A 13,105-nucleotide genomic window follows, 5' to 3' on the forward strand; every position below is an offset into this window, starting at 1 on the left:
CCGTCCGCATGCTTGCCGAGATGCGCTCTCAGTGCGCCCGGTTCACCGCCGACACCACCGCGCGCAGCGACGCGGTCGTGATCGAGGTGGCGATGCCGACGCCCCACACCACCTTGTCGCCGATCGCGCACTCCACGTAGGCGGCGGCCTGCGCGTCGTCACCCGCGGACATGGCGTGCTCGGAGTAGTCCAGCACCTCGACGTCGAAACCGACGGCGGCGATCGCGTCGACGAACGCCGCGAGCGGCCCGTTGCCCTTGCCGGTGATCTCCTGCTCGACGCCGTCGACCTTCACCACGGCCACGATCGAGTCGACCCCGCCGTCGGTCTCCGACGCGGTGACCTTCTGGCGCATCCGCTCCAGTGGCCGGATGGGGCTCAGGTACTCCTCATGGAAGACGTCCCACATCTCCTTGGGCGTCACCTCGCCGCCCTCGCCGTCGGTGATCTTCTGGATCGCCTGGGAGAACTCGATCTGCAGCCGCCTCGGCAACGCCAGCCCGTGGTCGGTCTTCATGATGTAGGCGACGCCGCCCTTGCCGGACTGCGAGTTGACCCGGATGACCGCCTCGTAGGTGCGACCCACGTCCTTCGGGTCGATCGGCAGGTAGGGCACCTCCCAGACGATGTCGTCGACGTCCGCCTCGGCGGCGTCGGCCGCGGTCTTCATGGCGTCCAGACCCTTGTTGATGGCGTCCTGGTGGCTGCCGGAGAACGCGGTGTAGACCAGGTCGCCGCCGTACGGGTGCCGCTCGTGCACCGGCAACTGGTTGCAGTACTCGACGGTGCGGCGGATCTCATCGATGTCGGAGAAGTTGATCTGCGGATCGACGCCGCGGGAGAACAGGTTCATCCCCAGCGTGACCAGGCACACGTTGCCGGTGCGCTCGCCGTTGCCGAACAGGCAGCCCTCGATCCGGTCGGCGCCGGCCTGGTAGCCCAGCTCGGCGGCGGCCACGGCGGTGCCGCGGTCGTTGTGCGGGTGCAGCGACAGCACGATCGCCTCGCGGCGGGCCAAATTGCGGCTCATCCACTCGATCGAGTCGGCGTAGACGTTCGGAGTCGCCATCTCCACGGTGGCGGGCAGGTTGATGATCAGCGGCTTCTCCGGCGTCGGGGCGATGATCGCCGAGACCGCGTCGCAGACGTCCTTGGCGTACTCCAGCTCCGTGCCGGTGTAGGACTCCGGGCTGTATTCGTAACGCCAATTGGTGTCCGGGTAGCGCTGCTCGATCTCCAGGCACAACGCGGCCGCGTCGGTGGCGATCTTCTTCACCGCGTCGCGGTCGGCGCGGAATACCACCTTGCGCTGCAGGATCGAGGTGGAGTTGTAGAAGTGCACGATGACGTTCTGCGCGCCCGCGCAGGCTTCGAACGTGCGCTCGATCAGCTCCGGGCGGCACTGGGTGAGCACCTGGATGGTGACGTCGTCGGGGATCGCGCCGTCCTCGATGATCTCGCGGACGAAGTCGAAATCGGTCTGGCTGGCCGAGGGGAAGCCGACCTCGATCTCCTTGTAACCCATCCGCACCAGCAGGTCGAACATGCGGCGCTTGCGGGCCGGGCTCATCGGGTCGATCAACGCTTGGTTGCCGTCGCGCAGGTCGACCGCGCACCAGCCGGGCGCCCGGTCGATGACCTTGTCCGGCCAGGTGCGGTCGGGCAGCGTGATCGGCTCGACCTCCTCGGCGAAGGGCCGGTAACGGAACGTCGGCATCGAGGAGTTCTTCTGTTTGTTCCAGCCGGGCTGGTCGGCGGGGGCTGGTTTGCTCGGCGCGGTGATGGTGCGCGCGCCGGACACAAATGCGTCAGCAGGGGACATGGGCGGTTCTCCCGAGGATGTCGTTTTTCCCAATGGGGCTGGTCGACCGGCGCGGCAAAACCCCGCGACGGGAGCCGGTCCGATCAGACCCCGTCGCGGCGGTCGAGAAGAAGTGCCCGCTGCATGATGTCCGCGAGTTTACCGTGCCGAGATACGGCCGGGAAGGGTGGTCCCGTCGTCGGGTGATCCGACGACCCCGCTACCGTTCGGTCCGGCAGTGAACCACGCTTGTACGGGCCCGGGGTCCGACGGGACGTCGAAGGATTGGCAATGACCTGGCTGGAGCAACTGGCCGTCTTCGGTGCGGGCATCGCGGCGGGCGGCATCAACACGATCGTCGGCTCCGGCACGCTGATCACCTTTCCCGTTCTGCTCGCGTTCGGCCTGCCGCCGGTGACCGCGAATGTGTCCAACACCATCGGTCTGGTCCCCGGCTCGATCAGTGGTGTGCACGGATACCGCCGCGAACTGGCGGGGCAGCGCGATCGGCTGCTGCGGTTGGGCACCGCCTCGCTGCTCGGCGGCATCACCGGTGCCGTGCTGCTGCTGGTGTTGCCCGCCGAAGCGTTCAAGGCGATCGTGCCCATTCTGATCATGGTGGCATTGGTGCTGGTCGTCGTGCAGCCACGGCTGGCGAGTTGGGTCAAGCGCCGCCGGGAGAACGACGGCGCCCCGGTGCCGGAGCACGGGGGGTCCATCCTGCTCGCCGCGGTTTACGCCGCCGGTGTCTACGGCGGGTACTTCGGCGCCGCGCAAGGCGTGCTGCTGATCGGGCTGCTCGGCGTCTTCGTGCACGACGACATCCAGCGCCTCAACGGGGCGAAGAACGTGCTCGCCCTGATCGTGAACGCGGTCTCCGCGCTGATCTTCATCGTCGTGGCGGACGTGGACTGGCGCGCGGTGGTGCTGATCGCGCTCGGCTCGATCATCGGCGGGCAACTCGGCGCGCGGTTGGGCAGGCGGATGCCGCCGACCTTGCTGCGGGCGATCATCGTCGTGGTCGGACTCATCGCGGTGATCCGTTTGGTGATGTCCTAGAGCCGGATGTCAATCCTCAGGGTGACGACGGCCACCGGGCACGGAGCCCAGGATGAATGCCGTGCCTAGCTGGAGAATCGTCATCGTCGCCGCGCTCGCCGCGCTGCTGCCCGTGGTGAGCGGATGCGGCGGCCCGCCGAGCCGACACGAGTCGGCGGTCGCGGACCTGGTCGCGCAGGCCGACGCCGCCCCGACGCCCCGGCTGGAGTGGGCGCGGTGCGCGGAGCCGGAGCTGAGCCGGTTCCAGTGCGCGACCGCGCAGGTGCCGGTGGACTACGCGCACCCCGACGGCCCGGCCCTCGGGCTGGCGGTGGTGCGTCAGCAGGCCACCGACCCGCAGCGGCGGATCGGCACGCTGTTCTCCGCCGTCGGCGGTCCCGGAGGCTCGGGGCTGCGCTGGGCGGCGAAGGGAGAACTGTTCGGCGGCGAACTCGCGCGCCGCTTCGACGTGGTCACCTTCGACCAGCGCGGCGTCGGCCGCAGCGGGCAGGTGCGGTGTTTCGCGGACGCAGAGCAGCAGCGGCGGTTCTGGTCCGGCGCCCCGCTGCCGCCCGTGCGTCCGGAGCAGGAGCGCGCGGCCGACGCGGCGAGCCGCGAGCTGGCCGCCGGTTGCGCGGCGCACGGCGGCGCGTTGCTCGGGCACCTGACCACCGTCGACGCGGCGCGCGACCTGGACCTGCTGCGCCGGGCCGTCGGCGACCCCCAGCTGACCTATGAAGGCGGTTCCTACGCGAGCTATCTGGGCCAGGTGTACGGCGCGCTGTTCGGCGATCGGGTGCGCGCCCTGCACCTGGCGTCGATGATCGACCCGGACGCCTACACCAACGACACGCGCGTCTCCATCGAGACCACCGCGGCCGGGACCGAGGAAGTGCTCGATGAATTCCTGCGGTTGTGCGCGGACGCGGGCCGGGAGCGCTGTGCCTTCGCGGCGCAGGACGGCGACGCGGCCGATCCCGGCCGCGCCACTGACCTTCGCGCTCGCAATGACGCTGTGCTGCAACGTCTTCGCGACGCGCCGCTGGTGGTGGGGGCCGGGGAGCGAGCGCGCACGGTCACCTACGCCGAGGCGCTGTCGTCGCATGCGCTGTTGCTGTACGACCCGGACGAGGGCTGGCCCGCCCTGGCCCAACTGCTCGCCGAACTGGAGCGCGGCCCGTCGGGCGATCCCGACACGGTCGGCCGGATCCTCTCGGCCACAACGCAACCGTATGACTTCCTCGACTCGTTCACGGCGATTTCCTGTGCGGACAACAACTTTCCGCGCGACTCGGCCCAATGGCCTTCGCTTGCACGGGATCTGGCGCGTGTGAGCTCCACGCACGGCCCGCTCTGGCTGTGGCTGCACCAGGCTTGCGCCTCTTGGCCGTCGCCGCCCGAGGGGTATGCCCAGCGATACACCGGGCCGTGGATCCTGCGATCGGACACCCCAGCCGTGCTGGTGAACAACCGATTCGACCCGGTCACCCCGCTCAGCGCCGCGCGGCGCGCGCAGCGGGAACTGGTGAACGCCCGGCTGGTCGTCGTCGAAGGCGGCTACGGGCACGCTGTGCTCGGCGAATGCGTACGCAAATTGCGCGAGCGCTATCTCGTCGACTTGCAGCTGCCCGCCCCGGGAGCGACCTGCCGCGCGGACGAGCTGCCGTTCGAGCGATAGCGAAAACGGATATCTGTTCACAATTCGGGAATACCGGTAATCTGCGCACGCTAAGCCTGATGATGGAAGGTGACCGGTGCGTAGACGTGCCTTGTTCAAGGCGGCTGGCACGGCCGCCCTGCTCGGTGCTGTGGGAACGATGACGAGGACGGGCGCGGCGTCCGCGGATCCGATGTGGGAGGCCCTGTTCCACGCGTGGGTGCCGGAGATCTTCGCACCGATTCCCGACCCGCCGGAGCACTCGCCCGCGATCGTCGTCGGCTCGGGCTTCGGCGCCGCGGTGTCCGCGTTGCGCCTGGCCGAGGCCGGGGTGGCCACCGCCGTGCTGGAGCGCGGTTCGCGCTGGCCGAACGACCCGTGGCGGGAGATCTTCACCGGCGACGACCTCCCGGACGGTCGCGGCTTCTGGCACCGCACCAACTTCACCGGCGTCACCAAGGTGCCGATGCATTTCGCCAGTTTCGGCGGCGTGCTGGACTGCACCGAGTATCCGGGCATCGACGTCTGGCGCGCGGCGGCCGTCGGCGGCGGTTCGGTGATCTTCAGCGGTGCCATGATCGCGCCGGAGCGCCGCTTCTTCGACCACGTCTTCGGTGGCGGTGTCGACTACGGCGAGATGGAGCGCGTCTACTACCCCCGCGTGCGCCAGATGTTGCGGCTGAGCCCGATGCCCGCGGACATCTACAACTCCTCGCCGTTCGCGCACTCCCGCGCCTGGGACGACCAGGTGCGCAAGGCAGGCTATCAGCCCCAGGCCAACGACTCGATTTTCAACTGGGACATCCTGCGCGCCGAATTGGCGGGAGCGTCAAGGGCTTCCGCGACGGCGGCCAGGAGCAATCTGGGCAATTCCAACGGCGCCAAGTTCGACCTGAATCAGAACTACCTGGCATACGCACAGGGCACCGGCCGGTGCGGAGTCTTCCCCGGCCACCGAGTCGACGCCATCGCGCAGGAATCCGGCGGCCGCTACGCGGTCACCGTGGCGAAGCTGTCGCCGACCGGTGACGTGTTGTCCACCCGCACCCTCACCTGTGATCGGCTCTTCCTCGGCGCCGGGTCGATCGGTACCTCCGAACTGCTGGTCCGTGCGCAGGCCACCGGCGCGCTACCGAACCTGAACGAACACGTCGGCGACGGCTGGGGCACCAACGGTGACGTGGTCCTGGCCCGCGGGGCCAGCGCGCTGGCCGGTCAGGGCCAAGGCGTGCCGAGCGCGAGCCGGATCTTCGACGAGTCCGCCGTGCCGCTGACCCTGGAGAGCTGGTACATCCCCGGCATCCCGTTCGAGACCGGCGCGCTCGCCTCGCTCGGCATGGTGCTCGACTCGACCCGCACTCGGTTCGGCTACGACCGGGCCACGAACCGAGTCGGGCTGAGCTGGTCGGTCAAGAACCGGGACGAGACGGTCGCGCTGGCCCGCGCGGTCGACCACCGGATCGCCGAACGCGCGGACGCCCTCGTCGAGTACAGCGCCCTCGGCTACGACGCGAACGCGCTGTTCACCGCGCATCCACTCGGTGGGGCGGTGCTGGGGCGCGCCACCGACGGCTACGGCCGGGTGCACGGTCACCCCGGCCTCTACGTGATGGACGGCGCCGCGATACCCGGCAGCACCGGAACGGTCAACCCGTCGCTGACCATCGCCGCGCTGGCCGAACGCAATATCGAGGCGATCGTTCGCGCCGGTCGCTGAGATTCGCCTGCGCCGGGCGAAGCGTTCGCCCGGCGCCCTTTCCGGGGGTATCGCCAACCGTGCCGAGCGTGCTTTCCGCGTACTAATGTCGGCGGCACCGTTCGGCGTCGAAGGGAACCGCAGTGTCCGCTCCCAGCTCGGGTATCGAGAGCTCCTCCGTCGAGCGATACGGTCTGCGGGACGCACCGGAGCCGCAGGACTATCCGCGCAAGCCGCCCACGCTCTGGACCGATTTCCTGATGCTGGCGCTGGCCATCGTGTCCGTGGCGCTGGTCGCCTGGATCACCTTCTTCCCGGTCTCCGGGCACACCTACCACGTGGTCGTGGTCGTCGACTGGACGTTGTGCGGGGTGTTTGCGATCGAGTTCCTGTGGCGCTGGCGCCGCGCGGGCTGGCCGTGGACCTTCCCGTTCATCTATTGGTACGAGGTCGTCGGCATGATTCCGGTGACCAGCCCGTTCTTCCGCGGCTTCCGATTGTTGCGGGTCGTGGTGATCGGCGTCCGGCTGGCCCGGGTGGCCGACCGCGTGTTCGGCGACCGGGTGACCGCCGCGGTGGTGAACCGGTTCGTGGCTACCATCGTCGACACCATCCGCCGTCCGATGACGATCGCGGTGATGGACGAGGTGGCCGAGGTGCTGCGCACCGGCCATTACACCCGCAACATCGCGGCCGCCCTGGAGGAGAACCGCGCGGAGCTGGACGAGATGATCGTGGAGTTGATCAAGAAGGACCCGCAGGCGGGACGGGTGCGCTACATCCCGTTCCACGACGAGATCATCCGGCTGATCGCCGACACCACGTTCCGCATCGTGTTCCAGGTGCTGGAGGATCCGCGCACCGACGAACTCGTCGCGGACGTACTGCGGGAGAACATCGATCAGATCCGCGACGCGGTTCGCGACGGTGTGCGGGTGCCGCCGTCCGCGTACGGGCCCACACCCGACGAGGACTGCGTGCGGCATCGGCTCAATCAGGTACCGCGTGCCTGATCGCGTCCCGCGGCTGTGCCAAACGCACGGTCTCCCAAGCGATCAGCGCGACCAAGACGCCGCACAGCAGGGCCAGCGAAGCCAGCGCGGGCAAGGCGCAGGCCAACGGGATGAGCGCCAGCAGCACCACGATGGCGAGCACGCGCGGCGCCGTGACGGTGCGCGTGGCGTAGTGCTTGAAACCCACCAGCGCGATCAGATACAGCACGACGCCGCCGTAGAGGGCGTAGAGCGGAATTCCGTACAGCGCGTCCTTCAACGTGTGGTGTGCGGAATCCCCGACGTAGTAGAGGACTTTCTTCAGCCCCAGCGACAGCGCGATGATCCCGACGATCATCGGGAAATGCCAGAAGGTGTAGGACGCCTGCGCGATCTTGATCTGCCGTTTGCCCTCGGCGTGGACCAGTTCGTGCTCCACCGCCAGGGCCGCGACGTCGAAATACGCCCACCACAGCAGACCGGAAATGGCGAGGCCGAGCAGCGAGCCCAGCGCGATCGGCCAGGAGATCGGCAGGCCGGCCACCCCGATACCGATCGAGACGATCGATTCACCGAGCGCGACGATGATGATCAGCCCGTATCGCTCGACGAAATGGGTGGCCGAATTCAACCGCCAATCGGTGCCCGCGAACAGTGTCCACAGGTAGTCGCCCGCGATCGCGGCGATCCACAGCGCGATCTGCACGCGACCGGTGGTCATGGCGGCGACGACGAGCAATGTGGTGCCGAGGGTGATCGACCCGAGCGCCCAGCGCAGCAGCTGGCCCCGCAATTGCGCATCCTCGGAACTGGCCAGCCAGAACATCCCGAGATGCACCAACCGCACGATCAGGTACGCGACGGCGAAGACCAGCGGGCCGAACCATCCTCCGGCCAGATCTCGGAACGCCTCCGGGATGGTGAGCGCGGCGAGGAAGGCGCCGCCCATCGCGGCGAACATCGCGACCCGCGCGATGCCCTCGTCGGCGCGGACCACGTTGCCGAGCCAGGAATAGGCGATCCACAGCCACCACATCACCGCGAGCACCAGCAGCCCGCGCAGCATGTTCTTCGCGCTGGTCTCCTCCGCGACCAAGCCGGTGACCATGGTGAACGCGAAGACGAGCACCAGGTCGAAGAACAACTCGAGCTGGGTCACCGACGCGCCTTCGGCCATCGGCTGGAACCGCACCCGTTTGGAACCGATCATGCGCTCATCGTCGCACCCCGACCGATTCCGCGCCGGTCCGCTGCTTCGCCCGGCGGCCGATTTCGCGCAGAGCGCAGCGTCCGCGCTATACGGGTTGACAGGTCTCCGTTTCGGGGAACCGCTCGGCGAAATCTATGAAGCACTCCACGACCACCTCGTTGGCCTTACGGAAAGTGCGTTTGAGCAGAAATCCGGGAACCGGGAGGGGCAGATAGAGCTCGACGTGGTACCAGACGTGCGTGCCGTCGACGCTGTCGGTCACCTCGAAAAAACCGCCGCCCCGCACGCCCCTGGTGCTGTCGGCGACGATCCAGGAGGACCGGTCGTCGGTCCAATCATATTCCAGCACCTGCAAATCCGCGCTGCCGAGCAGCTCCGCCTTGAGGAAGACCCGCCGGGGTCTGCGTCGTGCGTCGCGGGTCGCGACCCGGACGTCGCTGTAGGAGGACGACCATTCCGGAAGCGCTTCGACGTCGGTCAAGGCGTCCATGACCTGTTCGGGATCGGTGTCGACGAAGAATCGGATATCCGTTTTGGTGCGCATGGCATACCTCCGACACCCGGATGGACAAGTCCGGCCGATTGTCTCCGTGATTTGTCCGGTTCGTCAACCTGACTGTGCCAGACCACATCTCGGTTACCGGGATAACGTGCCGTTATCTGCTCGAGATCGGCGATCGGGCAACCGCCGGAACAACTTCCGTCCGGAAGAACGGGCTCGGCCGGGGTTCGCGCGCCTACGATCGGATCCGAATGGGCGCCGGTATCCGGCGCCGTCGGTACGGGCGGGAGGATGTCATGAAATACGCCGAACTGCTGGCGCAGGCGCGCGACGCGATCACGGTGCGCCGGGTTTACGGCGACCCCTACGAATCCGGCGGCGCGGTAGTCATTCCCGCCGCCTCGGTCGGGGGTGGCGGTGGCGGTGGCGGCGGTACCGGGAACAGCGCCGACGGGGATGGCTCCGGTGAAGGCGTGGCGTTCGGTGTGGGCGCCAAGCCGGTCGGCGCTTACGTGCTTCGCGACGGTCGGCTGACCTGGCATCCGGCCGTGGACGTCAACGCGATCATCGATACGGCGGGCAAGGTGCTGATCGCGGCCATCCTGGCTTTCGCGCTGGCCCGCTGCGCCAAGCGGAGCGCCTGAGCGAGGCGGGCGGAGTTCCCCGTCGGTGAGCGCCGGGCCGGGCGTGGGCGAGGCCGCCCAACGCTCGGTCCGGCGCGGCGGTCATTCCGACGGGGCGGGCTCGACGATCGCGTCGGGCCCTGGATACACCAGTGACTCGTGACCGTCGGAGAAGCGCACCACGTAGGGCGGCGTCCCGTCCGGCCCGCGGACCTCGATGATCTCGGCCAGGTGATCCACTTCTCCCACCACGTGTCCGTGCACGCAGAGTCGATCTCCTACATGTGCCATCATCGCCCCATTATCGAACGGAGTGCTGCGCGTCACAACCGTTCGGAAGGCGCGCAAGATCGGCTGCCGCTGTCCTCGCCGCTCACGGGCTCGATCCAGGCGTCGTCGGGTGTCCGTCGCCGGCCCGGCCGCAACCCACATGACACCACTCCACTTGTAGTACGACGTTTTCATGCGGTCGAATTGGTGGAGCGCGAGCCGGTGGAACTGATCCGTGAGCTGAAGCGGCGGGACGGCTTGGACGGTTCACCCGGGCCTGATGGCCAGGTCTTCGGGGCGAGTTCCCGCCGCGGTCCGGCTCAGCTCGCGTCGGTGAGGAACGACAGCCGCACCTGCCGGTCCGGGTTGTCGACATTGAGATCGACCAGCGCGATCGACTGCCAAGTACCGAGGGCGAGCTTTCCGCCGAGTACCGGAACGGTCGCGTACGGAGGGATGAGGGCGGGCATCACGTGCGAGCGCCCGTGTCCGCGCGAGCCGTGCGCGTGCCGCCACCGGTCGTCGGCGGGCAGGAGATCACGCAGCGCGGCCAGCAGATCGTTGTCGCTGCGCGCGCCGAGTTCCATGATCGCGATTCCGGCCGTGGCATGCGGCACGAAGACGTGCAGCAGCCCGTCACCGCCCGCTTCTCGCGCGAATGTCGCGCACTGCGGCGTGATGTCCTGTACCACTTCACTGTGGCCCGTTCTCACCTCGAGCAGCGTGCTCTTCATGCGCCCATCGTCCCCCATCCGCGGCGGCCCGCGCGGCGCGTTCGGGATCTGATGCGGCTGTGTGCTTTTCCACAAGCCGGGTAGGTAGCGGCAAAACCGCTGGCCCCGGCCGGTACCCTGAATGACTGTTACCAGCTTGTTGTCGATCTTGGAGGACCCTGTCGTGGCTCTCGTGGTTCAGAAGTACGGAGGATCCTCGGTAGCGACCGCCGAGCGGATCCGGCGCGTCGCTGAACGGATCGTGGAGACCAAGAAGCAAGGCCACGACGTGGTGGTCGTCTGCTCCGCCATGGGTGACACCACCGACGAGCTGCTCGATCTCGCTCAACAGGTGGCGCCGTCGCCGCCGGCCCGCGAGATGGACATGCTGCTCACCTCGGGTGAGCGCATCTCCAACGCGCTGGTCGCCATGGCCATCCACTCCCTCGGCGCGGAGGCCCGCTCGTTCACCGGCTCGCAGGCGGGCGTGATCACCACGGGCGCGCACGGCAACGCGAAGATCATCGACGTGACCCCCGGCCGCGTCCGCGACGCACTGGACGAGGGCCTCGTGGTGCTGGTCGCCGGCTTCCAGGGCGTGAGCCAGGACAGCAGGGACGTCACCACGCTGGGCCGCGGTGGCTCCGACACCACGGCGGTCGCGCTGGCCGCCGCGCTGGCCGCGGACGTCTGTGAGATCTACACCGACGTGGACGGCGTCTTCACCGCCGACCCGCGGATCGTGCCCGACGCGCAGCGGCTCGAGCAGGTCTCCTACGAGGAGATGCTGGAACTGGCGGCCTGCGGGGCCAAGGTGCTGATGCTGCGCTGCGTCGAATACGCCCGCCGCTACAACGTGCCCGTGCATGTGCGCTCGTCCTACACCGACAAGCAGGGCACCTACGTTTACGGATGGATGGAGGACATCCCCTTGGAGCAAGCAATCCTCACCGGCGTCGCGCACGACCGCAGCGAGGCCAAGGTGACCGTGGTCGGCCTGCCGGACGAACCGGGTTACGCCGCCAAGGTGTTCCGCGCCGTGGCCGACGCGGAGATCAACATCGACATGGTCCTGCAGAACATCTCGAAGGTCGAGACGGGCAAGACCGACATCACTTTCACGCTGCCGAAGACCGAGGGCGCCCGCGCGGTCGAGATGCTGACCAAGCGCCAGTCCGAGATCGGTTTCTCCCAGGTGCTCTACGACGACCACATCGGCAAGGTGTCGCTGGTCGGCGCGGGCATGAAGAGCCACCCCGGCGTCACCGCCAAGTTCTGTGAGGCGCTGGCCGAGGCGGGCGTCAACATCGATCTCATCTCCACCTCCGAGATCCGGATCTCCGTGCTGGTCAAGGACACCGAGCTGGACGAGGCGGTCAAGGTTCTGCACAGGGCGTTCGACCTGGGCGGCGACGAGGTCGCGGTGGTCCACGCGGGAACGGGGCGATAGGGCATGGGTGTTCGCGTAGGAGTCGTCGGCGCGACCGGGCAGGTCGGCGCCGTGATGCGGAAACTGCTGGAGGAGCGCAACTTCCCGGCCGACGAGATGCGGTTCTTCGCCTCGGCTCGTTCGGCGGGCAAGACGCTGCCCTGGCGCGGCCGCGAGATCGTCGTCGAGGACACCGAGAACGCCGATCCGTCCGGCTTGGACATCGCCTTGTTCTCCGCGGGCGCCACCATGTCCCGCGTGCAGGCGCCGCGCTTCGCCGCCGCGGGCGTCACGGTGATCGACAACTCCTCGGCGTGGCGCAAGGATCCCGAGGTCCCGCTGGTGGTCAGCGAGGTCAACCCGGAGCAGGCGCGCAACCTGGTCAAGGGCATCATCGCCAACCCGAACTGCACCACGATGGCCGCCATGCCGGTGCTCAAGCCGCTGCACGACATCGCAGGTCTGCGCCGCTTGATCGTCTCCAGCTACCAGGCGGTCTCCGGCAGCGGACTGGCCGGTGTCGAAGAGCTGGCGAGCCAGGCCCGCGCGGTGATCGATGACGCCGAGAAGCTGACCCACGACGGCCGCGCCGTCGACTTTCCCGCGCCGAACAAGTACGTCGCGCCGATCGCGTTCAACGTGCTTCCGCTGGCCGGTTCGCTGGTCGACGACGGCTCCGGCGAGACCGACGAGGACCAGAAGCTGCGCAACGAGAGCCGCAAGATCCTCGGCATCCCGGATCTCGCGGTGAGCGGCACCTGCGTGCGCGTGCCGGTCTTCACCGGCCACTCGCTCTCGGTGAACGCCGAATTCGCCGAGCCGCTCTCGGTCGAGCACGCCAAGGAGATCCTGGCCAAGGCTCCCGGCGTGAAGCTGGTCGACGTGCCTACCCCGCTCGCCGCGGCGGGCGTCGACGATTCGCTCGTCGGCCGCATCCGTCAGGACCCTGGCGTGCCGGACGGTCGCGGGCTCGCGCTGTTCATCTCCGGCGACAACCTGCGAAAGGGCGCTGCGCTCAACACCATTCAGATTGCCGAGGTATTGCTCAGCGACCGCTGAGACGTTTCTCGATCGAACGGGCCGTGGAATTTCCGCGGCCCGTTCGTCGTTTCCCGCATTCGCGCGACCGCGCCCAGCGTGGATGATGCTGCCGGTGCGGTGGGCGGCTTCATGT

General features: G+C 68.3%; 12 protein-coding genes. 7 read left to right on the plus strand and 5 right to left on the minus strand.

All coding sequences use genetic code 11. The features are described from left to right. Window positions 1–28 precede the first annotated feature (28 nt). The gene (gene leuA / locus ACWEO7_RS21115) at window positions 29–1,822 is read right to left on the minus strand and encodes a 2-isopropylmalate synthase (protein ID WP_452425441.1); all 1,794 of its coding nucleotides are present in this window, start codon (window positions 1,820–1,822) and stop codon (window positions 29–31) included. Between the two features lie 270 nt (window positions 1,823–2,092). On the opposite strand from leuA, the gene ACWEO7_RS21120 reads away from it, so the two are divergent. The 4 genes from ACWEO7_RS21120 (at window position 2,093) to ACWEO7_RS21135 (ending at window position 7,205) form a co-directional block, all read left to right on the plus strand. Continuing rightward, the gene (locus ACWEO7_RS21120; protein WP_452425442.1) at window positions 2,093–2,860 is read left to right on the plus strand and encodes a sulfite exporter TauE/SafE family protein; all 768 of its coding nucleotides are present in this window, start codon (window positions 2,093–2,095) and stop codon (window positions 2,858–2,860) included. Window positions 2,861–2,912: 52 nt separating this feature from the next. Then, window positions 2,913–4,517: an alpha/beta hydrolase gene (locus ACWEO7_RS21125; protein WP_452425444.1), complete on the plus strand. Its 1,605-nt coding sequence runs from the start codon at window positions 2,913–2,915 to the stop codon at window positions 4,515–4,517. A 76-nt stretch (window positions 4,518–4,593) separates the two neighbouring features. Further along, window positions 4,594–6,213 (plus strand): GMC oxidoreductase, encoded by a 1,620-nt coding sequence (locus ACWEO7_RS21130; protein ID WP_452425446.1) that lies wholly within the window; start codon window positions 4,594–4,596, stop codon window positions 6,211–6,213. 122 nt (window positions 6,214–6,335) lie between these two features. Continuing rightward, window positions 6,336–7,205, plus strand: a complete 870-nt coding sequence (locus ACWEO7_RS21135; RefSeq protein WP_452425448.1) for an ion transporter — start codon at window positions 6,336–6,338, stop codon at window positions 7,203–7,205. On the opposite strand, the gene ACWEO7_RS21140 is transcribed toward ACWEO7_RS21135, so the two are convergent. Together ACWEO7_RS21140 and ACWEO7_RS21145 are read right to left on the minus strand one after the other, a co-directional pair. Further along, window positions 7,183–8,394 (minus strand): low temperature requirement protein A, encoded by a 1,212-nt coding sequence (locus ACWEO7_RS21140; RefSeq protein WP_452425450.1) that lies wholly within the window; start codon window positions 8,392–8,394, stop codon window positions 7,183–7,185. The two genes, ACWEO7_RS21135 and ACWEO7_RS21140, sit on opposite strands and share 23 nt — an antisense overlap. Before the next feature lie 85 nt (window positions 8,395–8,479). Continuing rightward, complete coding sequence (locus ACWEO7_RS21145; protein ID WP_452425452.1) at window positions 8,480–8,938, minus strand: SRPBCC family protein; 459 nt, start codon at window positions 8,936–8,938, stop codon at window positions 8,480–8,482. A 254-nt stretch (window positions 8,939–9,192) separates the two neighbouring features. On the opposite strand from ACWEO7_RS21145, the gene ACWEO7_RS21150 reads away from it, so the two are divergent. Then, window positions 9,193–9,540 carry a spore germination protein GerW family protein gene (locus tag ACWEO7_RS21150; protein ID WP_452425454.1) on the plus strand — a complete coding sequence of 116 codons (348 nt, stop codon included), beginning with the start codon at window positions 9,193–9,195 and terminating at the stop codon, window positions 9,538–9,540. Window positions 9,541–9,621: 81 nt separating this feature from the next. On the opposite strand, the gene ACWEO7_RS21155 is transcribed toward ACWEO7_RS21150, so the two are convergent. Further along, window positions 9,622–9,813, minus strand: a complete 192-nt coding sequence (locus ACWEO7_RS21155; RefSeq protein ID WP_450024093.1) for a DUF1918 domain-containing protein — start codon at window positions 9,811–9,813, stop codon at window positions 9,622–9,624. A 296-nt stretch (window positions 9,814–10,109) separates the two neighbouring features. Then, a complete protein-coding gene (locus ACWEO7_RS21160; protein WP_452425456.1) occupies window positions 10,110–10,523 on the minus strand; it encodes a secondary thiamine-phosphate synthase enzyme YjbQ in 414 nt (137 codons plus the stop codon). 163 nt (window positions 10,524–10,686) lie between these two features. Here ACWEO7_RS21160 and ACWEO7_RS21165 point away from each other — a divergent pair, with 163 nt between their 5' ends. Next, window positions 10,687–11,952 (plus strand): aspartate kinase, encoded by a 1,266-nt coding sequence (locus ACWEO7_RS21165; protein WP_450024089.1) that lies wholly within the window; start codon window positions 10,687–10,689, stop codon window positions 11,950–11,952. A gap of 3 nt (window positions 11,953–11,955) precedes the next feature. Further along, window positions 11,956–12,990: an aspartate-semialdehyde dehydrogenase gene (locus tag ACWEO7_RS21170; RefSeq protein WP_452425458.1), complete on the plus strand. Its 1,035-nt coding sequence runs from the start codon at window positions 11,956–11,958 to the stop codon at window positions 12,988–12,990. The last annotated feature ends 115 nt before the right edge of the window (window positions 12,991–13,105 follow it).

The organism is Nocardia sp. NPDC004260, from assembly GCF_053603155.1.

Coding starts and splice junctions, on each gene's coding strand:
- leuA (WP_452425441.1), bottom strand. CDS start 1,822: ATGTCCCCTGCTGACGCATTTGTGTCCGGCGCGCGCACCATCACCGCG.
- ACWEO7_RS21120 (WP_452425442.1), top strand. CDS start 2,093: ATGACCTGGCTGGAGCAACTGGCCGTCTTCGGTGCGGGCATCGCGGCG.
- ACWEO7_RS21125 (WP_452425444.1), top strand. CDS start 2,913: ATGAATGCCGTGCCTAGCTGGAGAATCGTCATCGTCGCCGCGCTCGCC.
- ACWEO7_RS21140 (WP_452425450.1), bottom strand. CDS start 8,394: ATGATCGGTTCCAAACGGGTGCGGTTCCAGCCGATGGCCGAAGGCGCG.
- ACWEO7_RS21145 (WP_452425452.1), bottom strand. CDS start 8,938: ATGCGCACCAAAACGGATATCCGATTCTTCGTCGACACCGATCCCGAA.
- ACWEO7_RS21150 (WP_452425454.1), top strand. CDS start 9,193: ATGAAATACGCCGAACTGCTGGCGCAGGCGCGCGACGCGATCACGGTG.
- ACWEO7_RS21155 (WP_450024093.1), bottom strand. CDS start 9,813: ATGATGGCACATGTAGGAGATCGACTCTGCGTGCACGGACACGTGGTG.
- ACWEO7_RS21160 (WP_452425456.1), bottom strand. CDS start 10,523: ATGAAGAGCACGCTGCTCGAGGTGAGAACGGGCCACAGTGAAGTGGTA.
- ACWEO7_RS21170 (WP_452425458.1), top strand. CDS start 11,956: ATGGGTGTTCGCGTAGGAGTCGTCGGCGCGACCGGGCAGGTCGGCGCC.